Raw genomic sequence first — 26,810 nt, 5'->3', positions numbered from 1 at the left:
GTGGTGGTGGTGTCCGGTCAGACCCGCGTCGCTAGCGCTTCCACCAGGCCGCCGACGTGTTCCTCAGGGTGTTCGTGCCGCAGTGGATCTCACCCATGCCGAGGTGGTACGTCGACCAGTCGTCCAGGTACGACACCTGCATGCCGGCGCCGGTGTACGCGGCTGTCACGGCCTCGGTGAAGATGTCCTTGCCGCCGATGACGGGGCCCCATTGGCGCGGTGCGAGGTAGTGGGTGCGGCTGAGGACGATGCCGTTGACGGCGCCGGGGACGTAGGCGCTGGTCATGACCGAGGGCGCGGGTGCCGGTGCCGCGGGGGAGGCGGCCCCCGAGCTCTCCCTCGGCTTCGAGCCGTCGTCCGCCGTCGTCTCGTCCAGCCGCCGCTGCTGGCCGTAGTCGCGTGCCACCTCCGGGAGTTCGGAGCCGGCGCCGAGGCGGGTCAGGCGGGGGAGGCGGAGGGTTTCGCCGTCACCGCCCGACTGCGTCTCGCCCACCATCTCCTCGCCCTGGGTGTAGAGGGCCGGGACACGTACGACCTCGGCGTCCGTCACGCCCGTCTCACGCTTGAGCACCGCGAGGTTGGCCTCGATGCGGCGCGTGGCGAGGTTGTTGTCGGAGACCAGGGTCTTGGAGGCGAGGGCCTTGGCGATGGTCTCGTCGGGGGGGCCGTCCGGCGTGGAGAACATCCTCTTCGAGCCGTGGCCGGCGGCCTTCGCGTCGCGCAGCAGCCGCAGCCCCGCCTCGGGGTCGGCGATCGCGATCTTCCAGCCGCGCGGGGTGTCGGCGGGCAGGAACTGCACGAACTCGTCGACGTGGCCGACGTGCAGCCATGAGGTGTCGAGGAACAGGGGGTCCTGGAGGCCCTGGGACTTCAGGAACGTCCGCATCACCTTCGCCGGCTTTGAACCGGTGTCCGGCCGCTGCCCCATGATGATCCGGCCCGCCGGGAACGAGCGGTCGCCCTGCGCGTACGGCGGAATGGTCTCCAGGTTGCCCATGGAGTTGAGCGTCCACTCCTCCGACTCCCGGGCGCCCGTCACCTGCACGACACCGATGTTCCGGCCGCGCATCTTCTCGAACAGCTCCCGGCCTGCCTCCCGGTCCAGCTGGGCCGAGCGCAGCATCACCCGCATCGACTGCCGACGGCCGTCCGCGCCCGTCATGCTGACGTACGCGGGCTCGACGAAGTCCTGCGCCCAGATGTCCTGGTACTTGGTGAAGTTCACCGTCGGCTGAGTGATGCCGGCGTTCCGCGCGGCCTTGTCCAGGCCCTCACGGAAGACGCGGTTGAGCTTCGCGTACCCGTCCTTGCCGGAGATCTTGGTGACCAGCAACTGCTGGGCGTTCTGCAGGTGATGGTGGGTGAGGAGCGGGGCGACGCGCAGGGTGACCGAGTCGGCGGTGGTGCCCTTGGACGACTTCACGGTCAGCCGGACCCGGGCTGTCCCGTCCCACTTGGCGGTGTCCCGGATGACGTCACGGGCCTCGACGCCGAACTCCACGCCCGCGCGCAACTCGGCCCGCGACAGCCGGGACTTGGCCGTGACGGGCTCCCACTTCGTGCCCCGCTTGACGAACACGCGGGTCTGCTTGGCGCCCGCCGTGACCTTCACGCTGCCCTGCGCCCCGGCCGGCACGCTCCGCATCGGTACGGATCGCACGTGGGCGAGGTCGGCGGCGTCGGCGGTGCCGTTCACCTTGGAGTCGGAGGCGTCGTTGCAGGCGGCCAGCTGGGCGTCCGTGAGGGGCTTGCCCTTGGGGCCCGTGGCCGGGCAACGGCTGCTGTCGTCATCGATGTTGGGCAGCATCAGCGCGCCCCGGGCGACGGTCCAGCCGTTCTCACCGGCCGTGTCCGTCGTGCCCGTGACGTCGACCCGTCCGTCCCGGTTCGTGTCCACCCGCAGATCGGTCGGGGGCGGCCCGGCCGCGAACGCCGCGGGGATGGCGAGCGAGGGGGTCGCGAGCAGGGTGCCGGACACGGCGAGCACGGCTATCGCCCGGTGGGCGGGTCTGGATGAACGCGGGGGCACGGGGTGTCCCTTCAGTGGTGGGGTGGTCAGCACTGAAGAGGGAGGACGGGGAGGAATCGTTGCCTGTGTGCTTGCTGTGATCCTGCTGGGTGTCCGTGATCTGTGGCACTCAATCCCTTTTCAGGGGCGCGGCGAACTGCGCGAGCAACCCCGCACCACCCCGCACCACCCCGCACCACCCCGCACCCGCCACACCACCCGAACCCCCGAGCTGTGCCGCGGGCGGCGGCCTCGGTCACCCCCGGCTCTGCGCCCGCAGCAGCTCCTGGTACCAGCCGTACGACGCCTTCGGGGTCCTCTCCAGCGTCTCGTAGTCCACGTGGACCAGGCCGAACCGCCGCGCGTACCCCTCGGCCCACTCGAAGTTGTCGAGCAGGGACCACACGAAGTAGCCGCGTACGTCGACGCCCGCCTCGGCCGCCTTGTGGAGGGCGCGGACGTGGCCGTCCAGGTAGGCGATGCGCTGCCGGTCGTCGACGCCCTCGTAGGAGCAGCCGTTCTCGGTGATGACTACGGGGGGCAGGCGGTCGCCGTAGCGGTCGTGGAAGGTGGTGAGGAGTTCGGTCAGGCCCTCGGGGACGACCGGCCAGCCGAAGTCGGTGGTCGGGACGTTCTCGATCTGCTTGACGGTGAAGGGGAGTTCGGCCGGGATCGTGATGCCGCCGAACTCGATGTCCGCGCCCTCGGGGGCGCCCACGAGGGTCGGCGCGTAGTAGTTGACGCCGTACCAGTCGAGGGGCTCGGAGATGATCTTCAGGTCGGAGTCGATGTCCGTTCCCGGCATCAACTCGCCGATGCCTTCCGGGTATTCGCCCAGCAGCACCGGCTCCGCGAACAGGCGGTTCAGGAGGAGGTCGTAGAAGCCGGCCGCCTCCACGTCCGCCTGTTCCTCCGACGCGGCCCACGTGGGGCCGTGCGAGTTGGCGATGCCGATGTCGGTGACTCCGGCCGCGCGCAGGGCCCGTACGGCCTGGCCGTGGCCCAACAGCTGGTGGTGGGCGGCCGGGAGCGCGTCGAACATCAGCTGCTTGCCCGGCGCGTGGGTGCCGAGGGCGTGGCCCAGCAGGGTGTGCTCGGCCGGCTCGTTGATGGTGATCCACTTGGTGACGCGGTCGCCGAGCCGGGCGGCCACGACGGCGACGTACTCGGCGAACCGCTCGGCGGTGTCCCGGTTCAGCCAGCCGCCCGCCTCCTCCAGCGACGACGGCAGGTCCCAGTGGAACAGGGTCGGGACGGGGCGTACGCCCGCGCCGGCCAGCTCGTCCACCAGGCGGTCGTAGAAGTCGAGTCCGCCGGGGGCGTTCACCCGGGGCCAGGAGATCGAGAAGCGGTACGCCCCCACGCCCAGGTCGCGCAGGAGGGCCACGTCCTCGGGGTAGCGGTGGAAGTGGTCGCAGGCCACCGCCGCCGTCGAGCCGTCCTTGATGCGGCCCGTCTCGGCCGAGAAGGCGTCCCACACGGAGGGCTCGCGCTCGCCCACCGCACCCTCGATCTGATGCGCGGAGGTCGAGACGCCCCACAGGAAACCTGCCGGGAACTGGGGTATCGGGTTCGTCGCCATGGGCGGATCATCCGTACCACTGGTAACGGAAGTCAACGCCCGAGGGTGAACTGCCCGTTACGCGCCCCGAGCGTGGCTGAGGGGCCGCTCACGCCCCCTCCTTGAGCACCCTGCTGATCAGCTCCCGCTGGTCCTCCGACAGCCGGGGGTCCGCGCAGTGCACGGTTCTGCCGTCCACCGTGATCTCGTACGCGAAGCCGTCCGGCACCCCGAGCGGCGGAGTGCCCCGGCCGGCGGCGAGGGCCCGCTCGGCCAGGGCGTGCCAGTCCTGGGCATCGGGCCGCCCGGCGGTGTTCACCACCGCGTGCCGCTCGATGCCCGCGAAACCGCCCGTGCGCCGCACTTCAATACGCATGGGTCATGTGTAGTACGGATCGGGCCCGAACCGCAGCACCGCAGCACCGCAGCACCGCGACGCCCGGCGCTACAGCGTCCGCACGCCCACCTGCTCCCAGGCCTTCAGCACCGCCGTCAGTTCGTCGCCCTGGCCGTAGCGGTCCTTCGTGGCCTTCACCGTGAGCGTGGCGAAGTCGACGAAGAGGGCCTGCTTGCTCAGCTCGCCGCCGGTGAGGACGTCGTACCAGATCTGTCCGGCCCGCTCCCAGGCGTGGCCGCCGAGGGCCGTGGCCGCGAGGTAGAACGCGTGGTTGGGGATGCCGGAGTTGATGTGGACGCCGCCGTTGTCGCGGCCCGTGCGGACGTAGTCGTCCATGGTCGCCGGCTGCGGGTCCTTTCCGAGGACGTCGTCGTCGTACGCCGTGCCCGGGGCCCTCATCGAGCGCAGGGCGGTGCCCGTGACGCGCGGGGCGAGCAGGCCCGCGCCGATCAGCCAGTCGGCCTCGGCGGCGGTCTGGCCGAGCGTGTACTGCTTGATCAGGGCGCCGAAGACGTCCGACATGGACTCGTTGAGCGCGCCCGGCTGGCCGAAGTACGTCAGGTTCGCCGTGTACTGGGTGACGCCGTGGCTCAGCTCGTGGCCGATGACGTCGATCGGGATGGTGAAGTCGAGGAAGATCTCGCCGTCGCCGTCGCCGAACACCATCTGCTCGCCGTTCCAGAAGGCGTTGTTGTAGTCGCGGTCGTAGTGCACGGTCGCGTCCAGCGGCAGCCCGGCGCCGTCGATCGAATCGCGCTCGTACGCCTTGAGGAACAGCTCGAAGGTGGCACCCAGGCCCGCGTACGAGCGGTTGACCGTGGCGTCCTTGCCGGGCTCGTCGCCCTCGCCGCGCACCTTCCTGCCGGGCAGGTCCGTGCCGTGGCGGGCGTCGTAGATCGTGCGGTGCGGTTTGCCCGTCTCGGCCCCGGTGGGTGCGGCGATGCTCGGGGCGCCGATGACCGTGGTCAGACGGCGGTGGGTGCGCTCGAAGGCGTCGCGCTCCAGGGTCTTGCGCGCGGCGCCCGCGAGTGCCGGGTCCTCGGCCTGGGAGAGCTTGTCGAGGACGTGCGGTGGTACGACGGTGCAGAAGACGGGCTCGTGGCCCCCGTTGGTGGTCATGTCCCGCACGATTGCACTCCGTTAGGGGCGTGTCACTAGAGGCAACCATGATTGGTGAAATGTCGCCGTATGGGTTGCGTCTGGTCAGCGCCGTGTTACTGAGGGTTGCGTTCGGTCTGCGGGGTGTGTCGTGGCTGCGCGCGCCCGCGCGCTGGAGCCGTAAATCGATACAGTCCCGCGCCCCCGAAAGGGGCGCTGTCGTCCCCGGTGTGGTCTTGCGCACCTTTTGTCCCCTATGGCACCCCGGTCCCGCATACTGATACGGCCTCCCCGCACCGAGCAGGACTCGGCTAGGCTGCGCAGCATCATGCGTTTCGGGCTGCTTCTCCTTAGCTGCCGCGGCGAGGGCCTGTAGTCGAGGCCGACCCCCTCCCCGCGGTGCTTGGTGTTGCGTCGTCGGCCGTCCTTTCCGGACCATCGAGGAGCCCCCGCAATCATGGCGAACCGCCAGCAGCCCACGTCCATGCCGACCCACAAGTACGGGCAGTACGAGCAGGTCGACATCGCCGACCGCACGTGGCCGAACAACCGGATCACCGTCGCCCCCCGCTGGCTCTCCACCGACCTGCGCGACGGCAACCAGTCCCTGATCGACCCGATGTCGCCCGAGCGCAAGCGCCGGATGTTCGACCAGCTGGTCAAGATGGGCTACAAGGAGATCGAGGTCGGCTTCCCGGCGTCGGGACAGACGGACTTCGACTTCGTACGGTCGATCATCGAGGAGCCGGGGGTCATCCCGGACGACGTCACCATCTCCGTACTGACCCAGGCCCGCGAGGACCTGATCGAGCGGACCGTCGAGTCGCTGAAGGGCGCCAAGCGGGCGACCGTGCACCTGTACAACGCCACCGCTCCCGTCTTCCGCCGGGTCGTCTTCCGTGGCTCCAAGGACGACATCAAGCAGATCGCCGTCGACGGCACCCGCCTGGTGATGGAGTACGCGGAGAAGCTGCTGGGCCCGGAGACCGAGTTCGGGTACCAGTACAGCCCGGAGATCTTCACCGACACCGAGCTGGACTTCGCGCTGGAGGTCTGCGAGGCGGTGATGGACGTCTACCAGCCCGGTCCGGGCCGCGAGATCATCCTCAACCTGCCCGCCACGGTGGAGCGTTCGACGCCGTCGACGCACGCGGACCGGTTCGAGTGGATGGGCCGCAACATCTCCCGCCGTGAGTACGTCTGCATCTCGGTCCACCCGCACAACGACCGCGGTACGGCCGTCGCGGCGGCCGAGCTGGCGCTGATGGCCGGCGCCGACCGCGTCGAGGGCTGTCTGTTCGGGCAGGGCGAGCGCACCGGCAACGTCGACCTGGTCACCCTGGGCATGAACCTGTTCTCGCAGGGCGTCGACCCGCAGATCGACTTCTCCGACATCGACGAGATCCGTCGTACGTGGGAGTACTGCAACCAGATGGAGGTCCACCCGCGCCACCCGTACGTGGGCGACCTGGTCTACACGTCCTTCTCCGGCTCCCACCAGGACGCCATCAAGAAGGGCTTCGACGCCATGGAGGCGTCCGCCAAGGAGCAGGGCAAGACGGTCGACGACATCGAGTGGGCCGTCCCGTACCTGCCGATCGACCCGAAGGACGTCGGCCGCTCCTACGAGGCCGTCATCCGGGTCAACTCGCAGTCCGGCAAGGGCGGTATCGCGTACGTCCTGAAGAACGACCACAAGCTGGACCTGCCGCGCCGGATGCAGATCGAGTTCTCGAAGCTCATCCAGGCCAAGACTGACGCCGAGGGCGGCGAGGTCACCGGCAGCGACATCTGGGCGGTCTTCCAGGACGAGTACCTGCCGAACCCCGAGAACCCGTGGGGCCGGGTCCAGGTCCGCAACAACCAGTCGACCACCGACAAGGACGGCGTGGACACGCTGACCGTGGAGGCCGAGGTCGACGGCGCGGAGACCACCCTGGTCGGCACCGGCAACGGCCCGATCTCGGCGTTCTTCCACGCGCTGCAGGGCATCGGCATCGACGCGCGGCTGCTGGACTACCAGGAGCACACGATGAGCGAGGGCGCCTCTTCGCAGGCCGCCTCCTACATCGAGGTCGCCATCGGGGACAAGGTCCTGTGGGGCATCGGTATCGACGCGAACACGACGCGTGCGTCACTGAAGGCGGTCGTCTCCGCCGTCAACCGCGCGGCGCGCTGACCAGCCTGACCGGCGGTTTGAAAACCCCGTTCGCCGGATTCCGGCGTGCGGGGCCCGTCGTTTACCGGCCAAACCCTGTGCAGTTCGCGGGTAGTCCTCGTCCGGAGTACTGACTGCGCCTCACGGATGTGGCTAACATCACGCAAGCGCGGCGATGATGCCGAGGGGGCACTTCCCGCGCCCAAGGGGCCGTGTGTGGGGGAGTTACGGAGGTGCGACGTGCTGCCAGGACGGGACCCGATCGGCGATGCCGCCGCGCTCGCCCGCGTCGGGTACACCAGCCGCGCCACCGGTCTGTCGCGTGTGATGGGTACCCGGATCGCGTGGACGGGCATCGGTGACGGCGAGTTCTTCTGTCCGGGCTGCGGAGGCGACCGCAACTACCAACGCCTCACCGGCCGCCGCCGCTTCACCTTCCTCGGCGTCCCCGTCCTGCCCCGCGGCGAGACGGGCCCCGTGGTGGAATGCGCGGTCTGCCGCCACCACTACGCCACGGACGTCCTCGACCACCCCACCACCACCCGCTTCTCCGCGATGCTCCGCGACGCCGTCCACACGGTCGCCCTTGCCGTCCTGGCGACGGACGGCGCCTGCACCGGCCCGTCCCTGTCGGTCGCCGCGACCGCCGTACGCTCCGCCGGCTTCGACGACTGCACCGAGGACCAACTCGGCGCCCTGGTCGAGGCCCTGGCCGCCGACACCGGCCGCGTCTTCGGCGAACCCTGCGGTCCCGGCCTCGCCATAGAGCTTCACGAGGCCCTGGACCCGCTGGCACCGCATCTCGCCCCGACCGGCCGTGAGGCGATCCTCCTCCAGGGCGCGCGGATCGCCCTGGCGGACGGGCCGTACACCCCCGCGGAGAGAGAGGTCCTCGCCACGGTGGGGGCGGCGCTGATGATCTGCGGGGACGATGTGACGCGGTTGCTGGCGACGGCGCGGACACCGTCCTGACGCTCGTCCGGATGCTTCCAGGAACGTTTCCGTAGGTCTCGCACGGCTTCGTACGGTCGGGCACGGGGCACAATCGTCTTCCGGTATGCGCTGGGGGGCGAGGGGGAGCGCATGAGGTACGGCGCGCGCTGGGCGCTGGTGGTGGCGCTGAACGTGCTGGCGTTCGCGGCGGTCTTTCTCCTCTTCTACGCCGTCGACGTGCCGTTGCTGCCCACGTCCGACGAAGGCCGCGTCGCCGTCGGGGTGGCGGCGGCGACCGTCGCGGCGACGGTGGGCGGGACGTGGGGTTCGTCGTGGGCGCACAGGGCGGCGCAGGCGGTGACGGCACCCGCGGAGCCGACCGGCGGCATGCGGCTGGAACTGCCGAACGCGACGGTCACCGTGAACGGCACCTCCCCGGACGAACCGTCCCGCCTCCTCGTCCGCATGGGCGACCTACCCCGCGAACCCGTCGGCTTCCAGCCCCGCGAGGACCTCCTCGCCGAACTCGCCGACGCCACCGAGCGGCACAGCCTCACCGTCGTCCACGCCGTCACCGGCGCCCGAGGCGTCGGCAAGACCCAGCTGGCCGCCGCCTACGCCCGGCGCCGTATCGAAGAGGGCTGGCCCGTCGTCGCCTGGATCACGGCGGAGAACACCGGCCAGCTGACGTCCGGCCTCGCCGAACTCGCCGATCAGTTGGGCGCCCGTGAGGCGGGCGTCGACGCCGCGAAGGCCGCGCGGGCGGCGCTCACCTGGATCGGCCGGAATCCCGACCCGTGTCTGCTGGTCCTGGACAACGCGACCGATCCGGACGAGGTGGCCGGGTGGCTGCCGACGGCGGGGCGGGCGCAGGTGGTGGTGACCGCCACCTCCCGGGACTTCACGAACCTCGCGGGCGCGAGAGTCGACGTCACCGTGTTCACGGAGGAGGAGGCACTGGACTTCCTGCGCCTGCGCACGGGGGTCGCCTCGGACGACGGGGCCCGCGAAGTCGCCGCGGAACTGGGCCGGTTGCCCCTCGCTCTCGCCCAAGCGGCCCATGTCATCCGGGTACGGGGGACCGGCTACCGCGGCTACCTGGAGCGGCTGCGGGCCTACCCCTTGAGGACCGCGCTGGAGAAGGTGCCCGGAGAGCGGTATCCGCACCGGGTTGCCGAGGCGATGCTCATCGCCGCCGAGCAGGTCGAGCAGCGGGGCCCGGACGGCGCGGTGCGGGTTCTGCTGGAGGTGCTGTCGGTGCTGTCGCCCGCCGGTGTGCCCCGCCGGTTGCTGCACGGGGTGGTCCGGCAGGCAGGGATCGACGACGTCGACGCCGTGGAGGCCGCGCTGGGAGCCCTGACCCAGGCCTCGCTCGCCACGGACTCCGGAGCGGACGCCGTGAACCTGCACCGCCTGGTGCAGCGGGTGATACGGGAGAGGGCGGGGGAGCGCATACGGGACGTCGTCCGCGCCGCGGTGCGGCATCTGGACGAGGTGCTGATACCGCCCGTGGAGGCCTGGGAGAGACGGGAGTTCGGAGGACAGCTCGTCGACCAGATCGACGCGCTGTGGAGCGTCGTACGAGAGGACCTGCCGTCGTACGAGGAGGAGGACCAGGAGGGCCTGGTGCGGCTGCGGGGATGGGCGGCGTACGACCATCTCCGTCATGTGGGAGCGATGAGCCGGGCGGTGGCCTGGGGGGCCGAGACCCGGCGGGACTGCGAAGCCGCCCTGGGGGAGGAGGCGGCAGCCTCACTCAGCGCCCTGGAACTCGAGGGGGACATGTGCTCGTGGGCGGGCCGCACCGAGCAGGCCATCGAGGCACGCGCCAGACGCCTGGAGATCACCGAGCGGTGCCTGAGTCCCGAGGACGAGCGCACGCTCACCGCGCGCGGGGACCTCGCCCGGTCGTACGGGACGGCCGGCCGCTACGAGCTGTCCGTGCCCATGTACGAGGCGCTGGAGCGGGACATGCGACGGCTGCACGGCGCGGATCACGAGGGCGCCCGGAGCGCCCTGAGTGATCTGGCGAAGGCGTACGCGGCGGCCGGCCGACTGGGCGAGGCGGCGCGCATCGTGGACCGCATGCGCCCGGACTGGTCCCAGGGCCCGGGGCCGTCCGCGGCGAGCCTCTACTCCCTGCAGAGTCTGGCCGAAACCTACGGCTCGGTGGGCCGCGACGAGGAAGGGGTCGCGCTGCTGCGCCGTTACCTGGTCGCATGCGAGGACGAGCACGGTCCCGAGCACGTCGAGACGGTCTGGGCCCGCAACAACCTGGCTCTCCAGTGCCTGGACGCCGCTCTGTACGACGAGGCTCGTACTGCTGCCGAGCGGGCGCTGGAGGACGCGGAGCGGGCTTTCGGCCCGGAGTCCGAAGAGATGGTGACGATCCGCGACACCCTCGCCACGTGCCTGATATGGATGGAGCGGGACGAGGAGGCTGTGGCCCTGTTCCGCCGTGTGGTCGACGAGCGGACCGCCCTGCATGGCCGGGAACACCCGGTCGTGCTGCGTGCGCGCGGCAGCCTGGTGTGGGGGCTGGACGAGTCGAAGCGGCACAGTGAGGCCTACGCCGCGCAGGTCCAGTTGATCGCGGACCACGAGAGACTGCTGGGAAGGGACCACCCCGGGACTTTCGGTGTGCGCCGCTTCCACATCCACCTCTGTACTCGGCACGGCCGGATCCAGGAGGCGATCGACTTCGCGCGTGAGGTCCTCACCGACCATGAGCGGGTCCACGGACGCCTGCATCCGCGCACGTTCGACGTCTGCCTCGGGCTCGCCGACGCCCTGACCTCGGCCGCGCACTATTCCGAGGCCGTCGCCCTGCTGCGGCAGACCCTGCGGAACACCGGGCGGATCCTGGGCGCCGGGCATCGGCTGACTTTCTCCGCGCGGGCCCGTCTCGCCCACGTCCTGCGCGAGCACGGTGAGGCCGACGAGGCCCGCGAGCTGCGTGCGGAGAACGTGGCCGAATACGCCCGGCTCTACGGGGACGACCACATCGAAGTCGTCTGGGCCCGGAGTGATCTGGCCGATGTGCTCACCTGGCACGGACTGCACGACGAGGCGCTCGCTCTCCACCGGGGCGTCGTGGACGACGTGGCCCGTATCCGGGGAGCCGACCACCCGTCCACCTTGCTGGCGCGCCGCTGGCTGGCGGTGGCCTGCATGGAGGCCGGACGTCACCGGGAGCAACTCCGGCTGACCAGCGGGGCGGTGGCGGACCACGAGCGGGTGTTCGGCGCCGACTCCCTGCCGACTCTTGCCGCGCGAGCCACACATGCGACGGCGTTGACGACCGTCGGACGTCGGCGAGAGGCCCGGCGTGTGAGACGGGAGCTGTACGCGGACTACGTCCGTCTCCTGGGAGCCGACCACCCGTACGCGATCGACGCGCTCGACGACGTGGCCGATGGGTACCGGGCGGTGCAAAGACGCTTCAAGGCCCTACGGATCCGCAAACGCGTGCTCCACGCACGTGAGTCCAGATCCGGTCCCTGGAGCTGGGGGGCGATCGGCGCGCGCCGCCGCCTGGGGAGCGCATACGCCTCAGTGGGGCTGTTGTGGCGCGCCGCCGCCATGCAGAGGTGCTCCCTCGACGACCTGACGGCGCACTTCGGTCCCGACCATCCCGCGACACAGCAGCAGCGTGAGTGGTGGTGCCACGCCCTGATCCGCACCGGTCGTTGGCGGCGGGCGAGGGCGGCGGCCGATACCCGCCGAGCGGACAGCGAGCGCCTGAACGGTCCCGACCACAGGTGGACACTCGACACCCGCTGGCTCGTCGCCCACACGGCTCGCCGCACCGGCCGGGTCCGTACCGCCCTCGCGCTGTACGCGGACCTGGTCACCGACCGCGCTCGCGTCCACGGCCCGGACCATCCGCGCACCTGGTGGGCCCGGCTCAACCACGCCTACGCCACCTTCTGGGCCCTCCACCCGCACCGCGCCGTCGTCCTCTTCGAGTCCGTGATCGACGACGGCCGTCGCATCTTCGGCAGCGACAGCAGCCAGGTCGAGGACCGCGTCAGGTGGCGCTACCCGTTCCTCTGCCTGATCACCGGCCACTGGCTCCGCTTGCTCGCCGCACTCCGCCTCCGCCGCCGTCCGGTGCCGTACTCCCCCGGGAGTAATCCACCTCCCGGACCACCCCCGGCAGTAACCCCCAACTCGCCCTGACGCCCGACGAATCGGGGCTCTCAGGCCGGAAGTCTGGTGAACGTCCAGACGCACCCGTCGAGGAGGGGGGACCCCGTCATGGGGCCCGGAGAGACAAACGTAGGTACGAGGCGGCGAGCCGTGCCCTGGCTGGTGCTCGGGTTGTGGGTCGTGCTGCTTGCCGTGGTCTCGCCGTTCGCGGCGAAGCTGTCCGAGGTGCAGAACGACCGGGCGGTGGACTACCTGCCGGCGAGTGCGGACTCGACCCAGGTGGCCGAGATCCAGGACAGGTTGCCCGGTGGCGAGTCCACCGAGCTGGTGCTCGTGTACCACCGGGAGGGCGGGCTGACGGCCGCCGACCGGGCCGCCGCCGACGCGCAGGTCGCTGAGATCGGGGTCCGGGACCGGCTGGCCGCCGAGCCGGAGGGCGTGCCGTCGGAGGACGGGACCACCCTCATGTATCCGGTCGCCAGTAACGGGCCGGGGACGGATGAGAAGTTGCGGGACGCGTTCGTCGAGCGGGTGCGGGGAGTCGCCCACAGCGACGGCGGGTTGACGGTGGCAGTGGGTGGGCCGGGTGCCCTCGCCACCGACGCGAGCAAGGTGTACGAGTCGCTCGGCGGGCCGCTGCTCTACACGACCGTCGGGGTCGTCGCCGTCCTGCTGATCATCATCTACCGGAGCCCGGTGCTGTGGCTGGTGCCGCTCGTCGTCGCGGGGATCGCGGACTTCCTGTCGATGGGTGTCGCGTACGGGCTGAACCAGGTCTTCGGGACGACCGTGTCCGGGCAGAGCTCGGGCGTGATGACGATCCTCGTCTTCGGGGCGGGCACGGACTACGCGCTGCTGCTCGTCTCCCGTTACCGCGAGGAACTGCGGCGCATCGAGCGGCCGTACGAGGCCATGAAGGTCGCCCTGCGCGGCTGCGGGCCCGCCGTGCTCGCCTCCTCCGGGACGGTCGCCGCCGGGTTGCTGTGTCTGCTGGCCGCCGACCTGAACAGCAGCCGGGGGATGGGACCGCTCGGGACGGTGGGCGTGCTGTGCGCTCTCCTCGCCATGCTCACCCTGCTGCCTGCACTCCTCGTCCTGCTGGGGCGGCGGGTGTTCTGGCCGCTCGTGCCGGCGTACGGCAGTGAACCGAAGCGGCGGCGGAGTCTGTTCTCGGCGATGGGGTCGTCCGCGGGGCGGCGGCCGCTGGTCGTACTGGCGGGCGGGGCCGTCCTGCTGGGCGCCCTCGCGCTCGGCATGCTGAACCTGCCCGGGTCGCTCAAGCAGGAGGACTCCTTCGTCGACAAGCCCGAGTCCGTCGCTGCCATGGAGACGCTGGCCAAGGCCTATCCCGGCCAGAGCACCCAGCCGATCACGGTGATCACACCGACCGGGCGGGCCGACGCCACGGTCGCCGAGATCGAGGGCCATGAGGGAGTCGCGGCGGTCGAGCGGGGGCGCAGCGGGGACGGGTGGACCGAGATCTCCGTCGTCGCGAAGAGCGCGCCGCAGTCGGCCGCCGAGACGGCCACCATCGAGTCGCTGCGGGACGAACTCCCGGAGTCCTACATCGGCGGACCCAGCGCCGAGCAGCTCGACCTGAAGGACACCAACGCCCGGGACCGGCTCGTCGTCGTACCGATCGTCCTCGTGTCCGTGCTGCTCATCCTCGTCGCGCTGCTGCGGAGCCTGGTCGCGCCGCTGCTGCTCGTCGTCGCCGTGGTCGCGGTGTGGGCGGCCTCGCTCGGGATCGGGGGGCTGGTCTTCGGGCCGGTGTTCGGGTTCGAGGGGACCGATCCGGGGCTCGGCCTGCTGTCCTTCGTCTTCCTCGTCGCCCTCGGTGTGGACTACGGCATCTTCCTCATGCACCGGATGCGCGAGGAGTCCTTCGCCGGCGCCGAACCGGCCGCCGCCGCGCTCACCGCGCTCCGCACCACGGGCGGGGTCATCGCCTCCGCCGGGCTCGTCCTGGCCGCGACCTTCGCCGTGCTGCTGAACATGGGGCTCGTCCAACTCGTCCAGCTGGGCTTCGTCATCGCGGTCGGCGTGCTCCTCGACACCTTCCTCGTCCGTACCTACCTGGTGACCAGCGCGAGCGTGGCGCTGCGGCGGAAGGTGTGGTGGCCCGGACCGCTGTCCAAGGAGCCGGTGCGGGCCGTGGAGCCGCCGCCGGGGGACGCGCCCGACCGGGAGCGCGTGGCAGCCGGCCGACAGCCGTAACCCACCACAGGGGCGCCCTTCTCTCCCGGAAGGGCGCCCTCCTGACGGAGGATGAGCCGGTGACGGCAACCATGAGCAAGAGGACCCTTCCGGGACTCGTCGAACGGCTGCGTACGGCCACCGGTGCCGACGCCCTGCGGTACGACTCCTGCCTGGCGATCGCCCTGGCCGTCGTCGACTGCGCGACCGCCGTGGTCATCACGGGGGACGGGCGAGTGCCGGACCCGCTCGGCTTCGCGCTGCTGCTCGCCGTCCATGTGCCGCTGGTCTGGCGCCGGCGGCGGCCGGTGCTCATGCTCTGGGTGCTGGTGGCGCTGGTCGCCCCGTACCACGCGTTCGACAACAACCACCCCGCCGCCGTGGCCCCGGCCATGCTGGTGCTCTACACGGTCGCGGTGAGCGGCACGGCCCGCCGCACCCTGCTCAACGGCGCCGCCGTCGTGGCACTCACCCTGGCCGTCAACGCGCTGTTCACTCCCCACCAGCTTCCGGAGTTCCTGCGGATCTCCGGCTGGATCGTCTCCGTCCTGATCTTCGGCGGATACGTCCGCGTCCACCGCCAGTACGTCGTCTCCGTCGTCGAACGCGCCGAGCGCGCCGAACGCACCCGCGAGGAGGAGGCGCGGCGGCGGGTCGCGGAGGAGCGGCTGCGCATCGCCCGTGACCTGCACGACCTGCTCGCCCACAGCATCACGCTCGTCGGCGTGCAGACCTCCGTCGCCGCGCACGTCCTGGCCGCCGACCCCGACCGCCTCGACCGCGCCGCCGTTGCCAAGGCCCTCGACGACATCGCCGAGACCTGCCGTAGCGCCCGCGGTGAACTGCGCGGCACGCTGGAGGTGTTACGCGAGTCCGGGTACGCCGGTGCCGGCGACCGAGGCCCGCTGCCGGGCCTCGACGGCCTCGCCGGCCTCGCCGACGCGGCCCACACGGCGGGGGCCCGCGTGGAGGTCACGGTCGCGGCGGACGGGGTGCCGCCCGGGGTGGGCGCCGCCGCCTACCGGATCGTGCAGGAGGCACTGACCAACGCAGTACGGCACGGGGGAGCGGACTTGACGATACGGGTGGAGCTGCGGGCCGGGGGAGGGGCGCTCCGGGTGCGGGTGACGGACGACGGGGTGGGGGGAGGTGCCGGGGCGCCTTCAGGGGGCTCCGGTTCTGGAGACGCCGGTTTGGCGGACGCCGGTTTCCGAGACTCCGGTTTCGGGATCCTCGGCATGCGCGAGCGGGCCCGCAGCGTCGGCGGCACGTTGGACGCCGGGCCACGGACGGGCGGCGGCTTCGCGGTGGAGGCGGTGCTGCCGCTGGGCGGGGTGGGGGAGCGGTACGTGGTCGCCGTCGGTGCCGGTGCCGGTGCCGGTGCTGGTGCTGGTGCTGGTGCTGGTGCTGAAGCCCAACTCGAAGTCGCCGTCGCCGTCACCTCCGCCGCCGAGCGGAAGGCGGCCCGATGACCGACCGCACCATCCGCGTACTCCTCGCCGACGACCAGACCCTCGTCCGCGCCGCCTTCGCCATGCTCGTGGAGTCGGCGAAGGACATGGAGGTGGTGGGGCAGGCGGGGACGGGCCGGGAGGCGGTGGAGCTGGCGCGTACCGCGCGGGCCGACCTGGTCGTCATGGACCTGCGCATGCCCGACCTGGACGGCATCGAGGCGACCCGGCTCATCGCGGCGGACGAGGACCTCGCGGGCGTACGGGTCCTGGTCCTCACCACGTACGACACCGACGAGCACGTGGTGGAGGCCCTGCGGGCCGGCGCCTCCGGCTTCCTCGTCAAGGACATGCGGCCGGCGGAACTCCTCGACGCCATCCGCACGGTCGCCGCCGGCGAGGCCCTCCTCTCCCCGGGCCCCACGGCCCGCCTCATCGCCCGGCTGCTGCGCGGCCCCACCGCGCCGGCCGCCCTGCCCGACGGCGGCCCCGAGTGCCTTTCCGACCGGGAGAAGGAGGTCCTCACCCTCGTGGCGCGCGGCCTCAACAACACCGAGATCGCCGACACCCTGGGCCTCAGCCCGCTGACCGCCAAGACCCACGTCAGCCGCATCATGGGCAAGCTGGGCGCCCGGGACCGCGCCCAGCTGGTGATCGTGGCGTACGAGTCGGGGATGGTGACCCCGGGGACGGTCTGACGGCACGTCAGGACTCGATCGGCTCAGTCCTGTTGCCGGACACCAGGGGGCCCATTAGGTTCACCGGACATCCGACGTCCCACGTCCCATGTCCGGGGAGCCGCCGCCGTGCCGATCATGCCCACCACAAGCCGTACGGCCGCCGTGCTGGCAGCGGCCACAGGACTGCTCGCCGCCGCCACCGCCGTCGCGGTCCCGGCGGTCGCGGCCACCAAACACCCCACCCGGGGCTGCACCTCCTCCGTGCCGTACGTGTCGGGCCAGGGCGGCTACGACACCTACCGCATCCCCGCCACGGTCACCACCGGCGCGGGCACCGTGCTGGCCTTCGCGGAGGGCAGGCGCAACGGGGCCGGCGACACGGGCAACATCGACGTCGTCCTCAGACGGTCGGGCGACGGCGGCTGCACCTGGGGTCCGCTGAAGGTGGTGGCCGCGGGGAAGGGGGACACGCGGGGCAACCCGGCGCCGGTGGTCGACCCGCGGACCGGCCGGGTCGTGCTCGTCACGTCGTACAACAGCGGCACGGTGACCGAGGGGCAGATCATGCGGGGCGAGGTGACGGCCGAGCAGAGCCGCCGCGTCTTCGTGCAGACCAGCAAGGACGACGGCCGCCGCTTCACCGCCCCTCGCGACATCACGGCGGACGTGAAACTCCCGGACTGGCGCTGGTACGCGACCGGCCCCGGCCACGCGGTCGCCCTCACCCGGGGGCCGCACGCGGGCCGCCTGGTCGTCCCCTCGAACCACTCGGCCGCCCCGCCCGCCGACTCGGCGGACACGGGGCAGGAGCCCAGGTACTACGGCGCCCACGCGATCTACTCCGACGACGGGGGCACCACCTGGCGGCTCGGCTTCGTCGACGACTCGTACGACGGTCTCGACAACGCCAACGAGAACAGCGCGGCCGAACTGCCGGACGGGCGCCTGTACTTCAGCGCGCGGGACCAGCACGGTACGAGCGTCGGCCACCGCCTGGACACCTACTCCGGCGACGGCGCCGAGTCCCTCGACCGCCCCTACACCGTCCAGCCCACCCTCTCCGACGTCCCCGTGGTCCAGGGTTCGGTCCTCCAGCTCCCCTCCGGCGGCCCGCTCCTCTTCTCCGGCCCCTCCGTCCCCACCGCCCGCCAGTCGATGTCCGTCTGGCGCAGCGGCGACGCGGGCACCACCTTCACCAGGTCCACGACCCTCTCGCAGCGCCCCGCCGCCTACTCCGACCTCGTCCCCCTGGGCCGCACCCACGTGGGCGTCCTCTACGAGACGGGCTCGGCGGGCCCGTACGAGACGATCGAGTTCCGCCGCCTGCCGCTGTCGGGCCTGCTCGGCCGGCCGGCCGGGTGAGAGGTCGTCCGCGGGGCTCCTGCCGTGTGGTTCAGGATGGCGTCGAATTCGTCCGGCCATCCCAGGCCCGACGCCTGCGCGCCCATGATCAGCAGCAGCGGGGGCGTGTCGGAGGCGCCGCGATCCTCCATTGCGGGTCGGGTGCACCAGGGGTGCGCGGTGCTGCCCGAGGCCGTGTTCGCGGAGTCTGTCCACAGGGGGAGCCCGCCTACAGCAGGCCCGCCGCCGCCAGGTACTTGCCCACCTGCTCGACCTCCGCCTCCGACAGCGGCACCTGCGGTTCGGCCGTGGCGGCACAGTCGATGACTCCGCGCAGGTGCAGGGCCGCCTTGAAGGCGCCGAGGGCGGAGGAGCTGCCGCCCATGCGGGCCGGGTCGCCGACGCCGATCATGCCGAAGAGGGCGCACAGCCGCTCCTGCTCGGCGCGGGCCCGGTCCCAGTCGCCGGCGCGGCAGAGGCGGTCGAGGCGGACGTAGCCGACGGGGTCGACGTTCGCCAGCCCCGGCACCGCCCCGTCGGCGCCCAGGGCGAGCGCGGAGTCGACGACGAGTTCGGAGCCGGTGAGGGCGCTGAAGCCGGTGAGGGCGGAGTCGGTGCGGGCGCCCGTGACGACTGTGCGGAACGCGGCCAGGTCGCCGCTGGAGTCCTTCAGACCGGCGATGACCCCGTCCGCCGCCAGGTCGAGGATCACGTCCGCGGGGAGCTTGGAATGGACGGCGGCCGGGATGTCGTAGGCGAAGACCGGGACGGGGGAGCCGGCGGCGAGCAGCCGGTAGTGGCGGGAGATCTCCGCCGGGTGGGTGCGGGTGTAGAAGGGGGCGGTCGCCACGACGGCCTCGGCGCCGGCGGCGGTCACGGCGCGGACGTGGTCCAGGACGCGGGGCGTCGTCATGTCGATCACCCCGGCGAGGACGGGGAGTTGGCCGCCGACGTGACCGGCCACCGTCTCCACGACCCGCCGCCGCTGCGCGTCCGTCAGATACGCCGCCTCCGACGTCGAGCCGAGCACGAACAGCGCGTCCACACCGCCCGCCACGAGATGGTCGACCAGCCGGACGAGTGAGGGGACATCCAGCTCGCGGTCCGGTGTCAGGGGCGTGCAGACGGGCGGGATGACACCGGTCAGCGGGGCGGGGACGGTCATGGTGGCTCCCTTGGTGCTAGGTATCGCGTACGGAATCCGACACGGGCGTGGCCACCGCCTGGGCGACCAGGTCACGCGTCGACTCCGTCTCCTGCACAGGATGGTGGCAGCGGAAGCGGTGTCCGGGGGCCGACGCGGCCGTGAAGTCCGGCATGATCTCCGCGCAGACGTCGTCCGCCTTCCAGCAGCGCGTACGGAACGGGCAGCCGCTCGGCGGCCGGGTCGCCGACGGGACCGGGCCCACCAGCGGGATCGGGTCGATCGGGTCCAGCAGGCCGGGCGTCGCCGAGAACAGCGCGCGGGTGTACGGGTGCCGGGCGCGGTCGGTGACCAGGGCCGCCGGGGTCTCCTCCACGATCCGGCCCAGATACATGGTGATCACGCGGTCGCTCATCCGGCGTACCGTCTGGATGTCGTGCGAGACGAAGACCAGCGCCAGGCCGAGGCGCTCCTTCAGATCCAGCAGGAGGTTGAGGATCTGGGCGCGGACCGAGACGTCCAGCGCGCTCGTCGGTTCGTCCGCCACCACCAGCTCGGGGTCGAGCGCCAACGCCCGTGCGATCGCCACCCGTTGGCGCTGGCCGCCGGAGAGCTGGCCGGGGAGACCGTCCGCGAGGGCCGGGGGCAGTCCGACCAGGGACATCAACTCCCGTACACGGTCCTCCCGTTCGGCCGGTGTGCCGCGCCGGTGCACATCGAGCGGGTCGCGCAGGATCTGACGGATCGACAGACGGCGGTTCAGGGCCGTCGACGGGTCCTGGAAGATCATGCCCGTGCCGCTGCCGACGGCCACCCGGCGCTCGGCCGGCGACATGGACCACAGGTCCCGCCCCCGGAACGAGACCGTTCCGGCCGTCGGCCGGTCCACGCCCACCAGCACCTTCGCCAGCGTCGACTTGCCGCACCCCGACTCGCCCACCACGCCCACCGTCTCGCCGGGCGCGATCACCAGATCGGCGCCGGTCAGCGCGTACACCCGGTCCCGGGTGAACACCCCGCCGCTGCGCGCCCTGTGGACGACATGCGCGTCCGAGACCTCCACGAGCGCGCTCACCGGGCCACCTCGCTTCCCGAGTTCTCGGAATGTTCCGTCAGGTCCACCGCCGGGTGGTGGCAGGCCGCCGTGTGCGTACGGGTGCCCAGCAGGGCCGGGGCCGTCGTACGGCAGACCTCGCCCGCCCGGGGGCAGCGGTCGGCGAAGCGGCAGCCCGCCGGGAAGTCGGCGGGGGAGGGGACGACGCCCTTGATCTGGGTCATCCGCTCGGCCGCCGACTCCAGGGACAGGACGCTGCCCAGCAGGCCACGCGTGTAGTGGTGGGAGGGCAGTTCCACCAGGTCCGCCGTCACGCCCGTCTCGACGATCTGCCCGCCGTACATCACCACCACCCGGTCGGTGACGTCCGCGATCAGGGCCAGGTCGTGCGAGACGAGGATCAGGGCGAAGCCCAGCTCCTCGCGCAGCCGCAGCAGCAGCTCGATGATCTGCGCCTGGACCGTCACGTCGAGCGCGGTCGTCGGCTCGTCGGCCACGATCAGCCGGGGGGTGCGGGACAGGGCCATCGCGATGAGGACGCGCTGGCGCTGGCCGCCGGAGAGTTCGTGCGGGTAGCTGCGGAGGGTGCGGTCGGGGTCGAGGCCGACCATGCGCAGCAACTCGGGCGCGGAGCGTTTGCCGCCCCGGCGCACGACCTGCTTCAGCTGGGCGCGGATCGTCATCGCCGGGTTCAGGGAGGAAAGGGCGTCCTGGTAGATCATCGCCATCTCGTGGCCGAGCAGCCGGCGCCGTACGCGCATCGGCTCGCCCACCAACTGCCGCTGGTCGAACCGGACCTGACCGCGTACGCGGGCGCCCTTCGGTTCCAGGCCCATCACCGTCAGCGCGGTCAGCGACTTGCCGCAGCCCGACTCGCCGACCAGGCCCAGGACTTCACCGGGGCGGACCTCGAAGCTGATGCCGTCGACGATGTCCACGCCCCGGTGGCGTTGGTCGAAGCCGATCGCCAAGTTCTCGACGGACAGCACCGGTTGGCCCTCGGGGAGGGGGCGGGCCCGGGAGCGCAGTCTTACGGCCGCCTCGGTCAGTCCGGGCAGCTCCGTGACCTCGCCGCCGCCCGGTTCGGGGGTCTCCAACCGGTCCTCCTCCGCCCGTGGCTCCACATCCCGCGCGGCCGGCGCGGCCCACGCGTCGGACACGCCCTCGGAGAGGATGTTCAGGGAGAGGACCGTGATCAGCATCAGCAGGCCGGGGAACACGGTCGCCCACCAGCCCCCGGTCAGCACCATGTTCTTGCCGTCCGCGATGACACTGCCCCAGGACGGGTCCGGCGGCCGTACGCCCGCGCCGATGAAGGACAGCGACGCCTCGAAGACGATGGCCTCGGCGACCTGGACCGTGCAGAACACGAGCACCGGGGCGGCGCAGTTGATCGCCACGTGCCGGATCACGATGTGCGGGGTGCGGGCTCCTATCACCCGCTCGGCGGTCACATAGTCCTCGCCGTACTGGTCGAGGACGTTGGCCCGGACGACCCTGGCGACCGGCGGGGTGAACAGGAACGCGATCGCGCAGATCAGGACGGTGATCCCGCCGCCGAAGACGGCCACGAGGACGGCGGCCAGCGCGATGCCGGGGAACGCCATGACGACGTCCAGACAGCGCATCAGCGTCTCGTCGACCGCCTTGCGCGAGGTCGCGGCGACGGCCCCGACGACCGCCCCCACGACCAGGGCCAGCCCGGTGGCGCCGAGCCCGATCGCCAGCGACCAGCGCGCCCCGTACATCAGTCGGCTCAGGATGTCCCGGCCGAGGCTGTCCTGGCCCATCCAGTGGTCGGCGGAGGGCGCGCCGGTGCCGCCGACCAGGGCCTGCTGGTCGAGCGGGTCGTGCGGGGCGAGCCATGGGGCGAGGAACGCCGTGAGCACCACGACCGCGAGGAAGCAGACCGCGATCCGGGAGAGCAGCGGCAGCCGGCGCCAGGAGCGCAGCCGGACACCGGGCCGGGACAGGGCCTCCGTCAGGCGTTTGCGCGTGGTCACCATCAGGCCGAACATCAGGGCATCAGCTCCAGGCCGCACATCTCGCACATCAGGGCATCAGCTCGCATCCCTCGGTCGTCGTCAACGTGCTTCCCTGAGTCGCGGGTTCACCAGCAGGTAGAGGACATCGATGACGAGGTTCACGACCACGAAGCCCGCGGCCGTGGTCAGGACGACACCCTGGACGACCGCCGGATCGCCGTTCTTCACGGCGTCGATCATCAGCTTGCCCATCCCCGGCAGCGAGAAGATCGTCTCGATGACGACCGCGCCGCCGAGCAGATAGCCGACGCGCAGCCCCAGCACGGTCAGCGGATTGATCAGCGCGTTCCGCAGCACGTTCCGGCCCACCACGACCCGCGGCGGCAGCCCGCTCCCGATCGCCGTCCGCACGTAGTCCTTGTCGAGCTCCTCGACCATCGCCGTCCGCACGATCCGCGTGAGCTGCGCCGCGACCGGCAGGGACAGCGCGAACGCCGGCAGCGTCATCGTCTTCAGCCACCCGGTGAAGGAGTCCGCCGGATTGACGTATCCGCCGGTCGGGAACCAGCCCAGGTCCACCGCCAGGTACTGGATCATCAGCAGCGCCAGCCAGAACCCGGGCGCCGCGACCCCGGTCAGCGACACCACCCGGATGATCTGGTCCGGCAGCCGGTCCCGGTAGATGGCCGCGGTGACCCCGCCGAGCAGCGACAGCACGACCGCGATGCCCAGCCCCAGGAAGGTCAGCTGGAGGGTGAGCGGCAGCGCGGTCATGACCTGGTCGACGACGGGGGCCCGGGTGAGCGCGCTGATCCCCATGTCCCCGTGCAGCACATCGCCGATGAAGCCGACGTAGCGGACGGGCAGGGGGTCCAGCAGGCCGTTCTCCTCCCGGAACTCGTGCAGCTGCTCCGGCGTCGGATTGGCCCCCTGGAAGAACGCGGACGCCGGATCGACGTCCGAGAACCGCATGACGATGAACACGAACAGGATGATCCCGAGCATCAGCGGAACGAGCAGCACGATCCGCCGAATCAGGATACGAAGAAGAGCGACCACGTATGACTCCGGATCACTGAGAAAACTTAAGGGGCGCGGGGCTGTGCCGATTTGCGGCTCCGCCGCGTGGGCGCGATCAGCCACAATCAACCCGCAGTCGGCAACCCACCGCACCCCCAACGGCGCTAAACCCACTTCGCCTGAAGGAGGTTGATCCCGGGATATGGCTGTGCCCTTATCCCCGTAAGCCGCTGCGCGTCCCACGCCGTCATCAGCTCGTTGTGGACCACCGGATAGAGCACGGCCTGTTCGGCGACGATGTCGATGTAGTCCTGGACCATCGTCTTCTTCTTGTCGGCGTCCGATTCCTGCGTCGCCCGGTCCATGTCCTTGAAAAGTCCCTTGGCCACGGAATTATCGGCCCACCGCGCGTACTGCATCCACAGGTTCTGCGGCCCGTAGTTGTAATGCATGATCAGATCCGCGTCGAGCCCGAACTGATTGGGATTGGAGGCCGCGGCGACCACCTGGTAGTCCTGCTTCTGGTCCATCTTCGTGAAGACGGCCGTGGTCTCCTGCGGCGAGAGGGTCGTCTCGACCCCGATCGCGTCCCAGGACGCCTTGATCGTCGGCAGACAGTCGACGATCCAGCTGACGTTCACCGACAGGATCTCGATCTTCAGGCCCTTCACCCCGGCCTCCGCCAGCAACGCCTTCGCCTTGTCGGGGTCGTACGCGTACACGCTCTTCGCCGGCCGATAACTCGGATTCTGCTCGTTCAGAAAGGAACTCGCCGGATTCCCGTGCCCCTTCAGCGCGACCTCGATCATCTTGTCCCGGTCGATCGCGTAATGCAGTGCCTGCCGTACGCGTACGTCGTCGAAGGGTTTGCGCTTGGTGTTGAACATGAGGAAGAGGTTGTTCATCCCGGAGCCGCCCTGGACGGACATGCCGCCCTTCTCCAGCTGCCCGATATTGGCGTAAGGGATGTTGTCGGCGATCTGCGCGCCGGCACTCGCGCCGGAGATCTTCGCGACGCGCGGGGCCGCGTCCACGATGGTCATCCAGTTCATCTTCTGGAAGGCGGCGGGACGGGGGCCGTTGTAGTCGGCGTACGCCTCGAACGTGGTGTTGGACTTCGGGTGGTGCGCGGTCTGCCGGTACGGCCCCGAACCGATCGCCTTGCCCTTGATGGCGTCCTCCCAGGCACCCGGCTGGGAGTACACGTGCTTCGGCATGATCTTCGCCAGCGTCAGCCGGGAAATGCCGTCGGGGAAGGGGAACCTGAGCACCAGTTCGACATTCCGCGCGTCGATCTTCCTGACCTCCTTCAGCCAGCTGGCGAAGAAGCCCTTGGCGAGGGTCTGCGTGGCGGGGTCGAGGATGCGCTCGTACACGAAGACGACGTCGTCGGCGGTCACCGGCTTGCCGTCGTGAAAGGTGGCGCCGGGCCGCAGCTCGAACTTCCACGACGTGCCGCCGACATCGCTCGGCACGGCCGTCGCGAGCGCCGCGTACGGCTCGCGCGAGATGGGGTCCGTGTCGAGGAGCCCCTCGTAGATGTGGTTGTTGGCGGCCATGCAGAAGGCGGACGCGGTCTGGGTGGGGTCCCAGCTGCCGTCGTTGCCGTAGCCGATGACCGCGGTCAGGGTGCCGTTCTTCCCGCTCCCGCCGCCGGTGTCGTTGGTGGACTCCGGCCCGGCCGAACAGGCGGCCAGCGACGAGGAGACGGCGGCGGCCGCGCCCAGTGCGCCGGAGTACTTCAGGAACGACCGGCGAGGCGTCGCCGGGGCGTCATGGGTCACGTCGCGCACGGTTCCTCCAGCGAGGCAGCGAGGGAGCGAAGCGGTGGGGGGGGGAGATCTCTGACAGGAGATACGACGTCCTACGTCCTACAGGGAGCAGCGTGACCTTAAAAGCGCCGGTGGGGGCGGTCAAGAGGTCGCACACGAATGGCGTACCTGCCAAAGGTGCGACCAATGGCAGTGTGAAATAAGGACAGTTGACGGTCCGTTAGGGCACAATTTCCCGGGGTGATCACCGTGCGTTCACCCGGCGTTCCCCTGGTCGGTTCACGCGGTTTCCGTCCGGAGGTGGGACGTCGGATGTCCGGCGAGCGTACGATGCGGCGCATGTCTCAGGAGAGCGGGAGCCGGCGCCGGCCCGAGCGACGGGTGAGCAGCCAGATCCAGCACGAGGTCATGCAGCTCATCCTCGACCGCAAGCTCCAGGCGGGCGCGCCGCTGCCCACCGAGACGGAGCTGATGGAGGACCTCGGCGTCAGCCGCAACTCCGTCCGAGAGGCACTCAAAGCCCTGCAGGCCCTCGACATAGTCGACATCCGGCACGGCTACGGCACGTACGTCGGCGAGGCCTCCCTCACGCCCCTCGTCGACGGCCTCACCTTCCGCACCCTCGCCCGGCCCGACGGCGACACCGCCGCGCTCGCCGAGATCCTCCAGGTCCGCGAGGTCCTGGAGGACGGCCTCGTACGACGGGTCGCGGGCACCCTCACCGAGGACGAGCTGGACGGTCTCGCGGCCGTCGTCGACCGGATGGAGGCCGCCGGAAAGGCGGGCGAATCCGTCGCCGAACTCGACCGCGACTTCCACGAACTCCTCTACGCCTCCCTCGGCAACGCGCTCATCCCCCAGCTTCTCGGCGCCTTCTGGACCGTCTTCCTTCGTGTCGCCGGCGCCCGCGGCTGGACCGACGACCCCACCCCCGAGCTGACCATCCGCCGCCACCGCGACATCGTGGCCGCCCTCCGCGCCCACGACGTCGAGGGCGCGCAACAGGCGATGTCCGATCACTTCAGGGGCATCGAGACGAGGGCCGCGCAGGCGTCGCGGGGGGTGGGTTAGGCCATGGGGGAGGTGGCCACCGAGCCCTGGGATCCGGCCGACCCCGGTGTACTGCGGCTGCCCTCCGGGCGGTCGGTGCGCGGCCGGGGGCTTCGCCGCCCGCTCCCGGACGGCAGGATCCCCACCTACGCCGTGCACTGCCTCGGCAAGGAGCCGCCCGAGGTCCCCTGGGCGTCCCGCTGGTTGCGCTGGCCCGACTTCCGGCTGCCCGGAGACCGGGGGGAGGCGGCGGAGGTGCTGCGGGACGCCTGGGAACGGGCGGCCGTCGATCGTGTCGAGTTCGCGTGCGGCGGCGGCCGGGGCCGTACGGGCACCGCGCTGGCCTGTCTGGCGGTGCTGGACGGCGTACCGCCGGAGGAGGCCGTGGCGTACGTACGCCGGCACTACGACCGGCACGCGGTGGAGACCCCTTGGCAGCGGCGGTACGTGAGAAGGTTCGGGGCCTGACCGCCGAGGAGTTCGAGGTGACGGCCGGTCACGGCCGACGCGCGCGGAAGCGGAGGCTGCCGCCCTGCTCGTGCACGGCCACGGAGATGTCCGTCTGCGATGCCCCTCCTCGCCGAGGGCCTCCCCATCGAGTCCGGACCCACCGTGTCGGCTACGCCTCGTCCGGCTCCTTCGTCGCGGCGTTCCACCGGATCGTCGGGGTGACACCGCGCCAGTACTTTCCCGTGCGTCGCCGAGCGGCCGTGACCACCGGCACGGGCGATGCACCCCGCACATGACTCCGCCCCCGCCACCCCTGCCCGTCCCATCCACAGGGTGCTGCCCCTGACCCCCGCTACGGGG

Annotated in this window: 18 protein-coding genes; 9 read left to right on the top strand and 9 right to left on the bottom strand. The window is 71.2% G+C overall.

All coding sequences use genetic code 11. The features are described from left to right. Positions 1–31: 31 nt before the first annotated feature. The 4 genes from ACFU53_RS10335 to ACFU53_RS10320 all read right to left on the bottom strand — a co-directional run bounded on the left by ACFU53_RS10335 (position 32) and on the right by ACFU53_RS10320 (position 5,085). A complete protein-coding gene (locus ACFU53_RS10335; protein ID WP_383988672.1) occupies positions 32–1,987 on the bottom strand; it encodes a protein-arginine deiminase domain-containing protein in 1,956 nt (651 codons plus the stop codon). Between the two features lie 277 nt (positions 1,988–2,264). After that, positions 2,265–3,590 (bottom strand): GH1 family beta-glucosidase, encoded by a 1,326-nt coding sequence (locus tag ACFU53_RS10330; protein WP_383988660.1) that lies wholly within the window; start codon positions 3,588–3,590, stop codon positions 2,265–2,267. Between the two features lie 88 nt (positions 3,591–3,678). Next, positions 3,679–3,945 (bottom strand): protealysin inhibitor emfourin, encoded by a 267-nt coding sequence (locus tag ACFU53_RS10325; RefSeq protein WP_383988657.1) that lies wholly within the window; start codon positions 3,943–3,945, stop codon positions 3,679–3,681. Positions 3,946–4,014: 69 nt separating this feature from the next. Further along, a complete protein-coding gene (locus ACFU53_RS10320; protein WP_383988654.1) occupies positions 4,015–5,085 on the bottom strand; it encodes a M4 family metallopeptidase in 1,071 nt (356 codons plus the stop codon). Between the two features lie 436 nt (positions 5,086–5,521). Between ACFU53_RS10320 and leuA the strand changes: the two genes are divergently transcribed. From leuA to ACFU53_RS10285, 7 genes are all read left to right on the top strand, one after another. Beyond that, on the top strand, positions 5,522–7,243 hold the full coding sequence (leuA, locus tag ACFU53_RS10315; RefSeq protein WP_383988651.1) for a 2-isopropylmalate synthase: 1,722 nt from the start codon (positions 5,522–5,524) through the stop codon (positions 7,241–7,243). Positions 7,244–7,462: 219 nt separating this feature from the next. Then, a complete protein-coding gene (locus ACFU53_RS10310) occupies positions 7,463–8,194 on the top strand; it encodes a TerB family tellurite resistance protein (RefSeq protein WP_383988649.1) in 732 nt (243 codons plus the stop codon). 111 nt (positions 8,195–8,305) lie between these two features. After that, positions 8,306–12,337 (top strand): FxSxx-COOH system tetratricopeptide repeat protein, encoded by a 4,032-nt coding sequence (fxsT, locus tag ACFU53_RS10305; protein ID WP_383988646.1) that lies wholly within the window; start codon positions 8,306–8,308, stop codon positions 12,335–12,337. A 78-nt stretch (positions 12,338–12,415) separates the two neighbouring features. Beyond that, positions 12,416–14,524: an MMPL family transporter gene (locus ACFU53_RS10300; protein WP_383988643.1), complete on the top strand. Its 2,109-nt coding sequence runs from the start codon at positions 12,416–12,418 to the stop codon at positions 14,522–14,524. A 71-nt stretch (positions 14,525–14,595) separates the two neighbouring features. Beyond that, positions 14,596–15,975 carry a sensor histidine kinase gene (locus ACFU53_RS10295; protein WP_383988640.1) on the top strand — a complete coding sequence of 460 codons (1,380 nt, stop codon included), beginning with the start codon at positions 14,596–14,598 and terminating at the stop codon, positions 15,973–15,975. Continuing rightward, positions 15,972–16,652 carry a response regulator gene (locus ACFU53_RS10290; RefSeq protein WP_383988637.1) on the top strand — a complete coding sequence of 227 codons (681 nt, stop codon included), beginning with the start codon at positions 15,972–15,974 and terminating at the stop codon, positions 16,650–16,652. The genes ACFU53_RS10295 and ACFU53_RS10290 overlap by 4 nt, the downstream gene beginning before the upstream one ends. 117 nt (positions 16,653–16,769) lie before the next feature. Further along, positions 16,770–17,996, top strand: coding sequence for an exo-alpha-sialidase (locus tag ACFU53_RS10285; RefSeq protein WP_383988634.1), 1,227 nt, complete (start codon positions 16,770–16,772; stop codon positions 17,994–17,996). 208 nt (positions 17,997–18,204) lie between these two features. Here the strand turns inward: ACFU53_RS10285 and ACFU53_RS10280 are convergent, their stop codons facing one another. From ACFU53_RS10280 to ACFU53_RS10260, 5 genes are all read right to left on the bottom strand, one after another. Continuing rightward, a complete protein-coding gene (locus ACFU53_RS10280; RefSeq protein WP_383988631.1) occupies positions 18,205–19,140 on the bottom strand; it encodes a dihydrodipicolinate synthase family protein in 936 nt (311 codons plus the stop codon). 16 nt (positions 19,141–19,156) lie between these two features. Beyond that, the gene (locus ACFU53_RS10275) at positions 19,157–20,194 is read right to left on the bottom strand and encodes an oligopeptide/dipeptide ABC transporter ATP-binding protein (protein WP_383988628.1); all 1,038 of its coding nucleotides are present in this window, start codon (positions 20,192–20,194) and stop codon (positions 19,157–19,159) included. After that, positions 20,191–22,179 (bottom strand): dipeptide/oligopeptide/nickel ABC transporter permease/ATP-binding protein, encoded by a 1,989-nt coding sequence (locus tag ACFU53_RS10270; RefSeq protein ID WP_383988625.1) that lies wholly within the window; start codon positions 22,177–22,179, stop codon positions 20,191–20,193. Before ACFU53_RS10270 ends, ACFU53_RS10275 begins: the two co-directional genes overlap by 4 nt. A gap of 78 nt (positions 22,180–22,257) precedes the next feature. Further along, positions 22,258–23,217 (bottom strand): ABC transporter permease, encoded by a 960-nt coding sequence (locus tag ACFU53_RS10265; RefSeq protein ID WP_383988623.1) that lies wholly within the window; start codon positions 23,215–23,217, stop codon positions 22,258–22,260. Between the two features lie 125 nt (positions 23,218–23,342). After that, a complete protein-coding gene (locus tag ACFU53_RS10260; RefSeq protein ID WP_383988620.1) occupies positions 23,343–24,971 on the bottom strand; it encodes an ABC transporter substrate-binding protein in 1,629 nt (542 codons plus the stop codon). Between the two features lie 309 nt (positions 24,972–25,280). On the opposite strand from ACFU53_RS10260, the gene ACFU53_RS10255 reads away from it, so the two are divergent. Beyond that, a complete protein-coding gene (locus ACFU53_RS10255; RefSeq protein WP_383988669.1) occupies positions 25,281–26,021 on the top strand; it encodes a FadR/GntR family transcriptional regulator in 741 nt (246 codons plus the stop codon). A gap of 3 nt (positions 26,022–26,024) precedes the next feature. Further along, positions 26,025–26,468: a protein phosphatase gene (locus ACFU53_RS10250; RefSeq protein WP_383988617.1), complete on the top strand. Its 444-nt coding sequence runs from the start codon at positions 26,025–26,027 to the stop codon at positions 26,466–26,468. Positions 26,469–26,810 lie beyond the last annotated feature (342 nt).

Origin of the sequence: Streptomyces sp. NPDC057474, from assembly GCF_042802555.1 — a bacterium.
GTDB lineage: Bacteria > Actinomycetota > Actinomycetes > Streptomycetales > Streptomycetaceae > Streptomyces.
The sequence above is the reverse complement of the archived record's forward strand: the minus strand, read 5'-3'. Positions and strand labels throughout refer to the sequence as shown.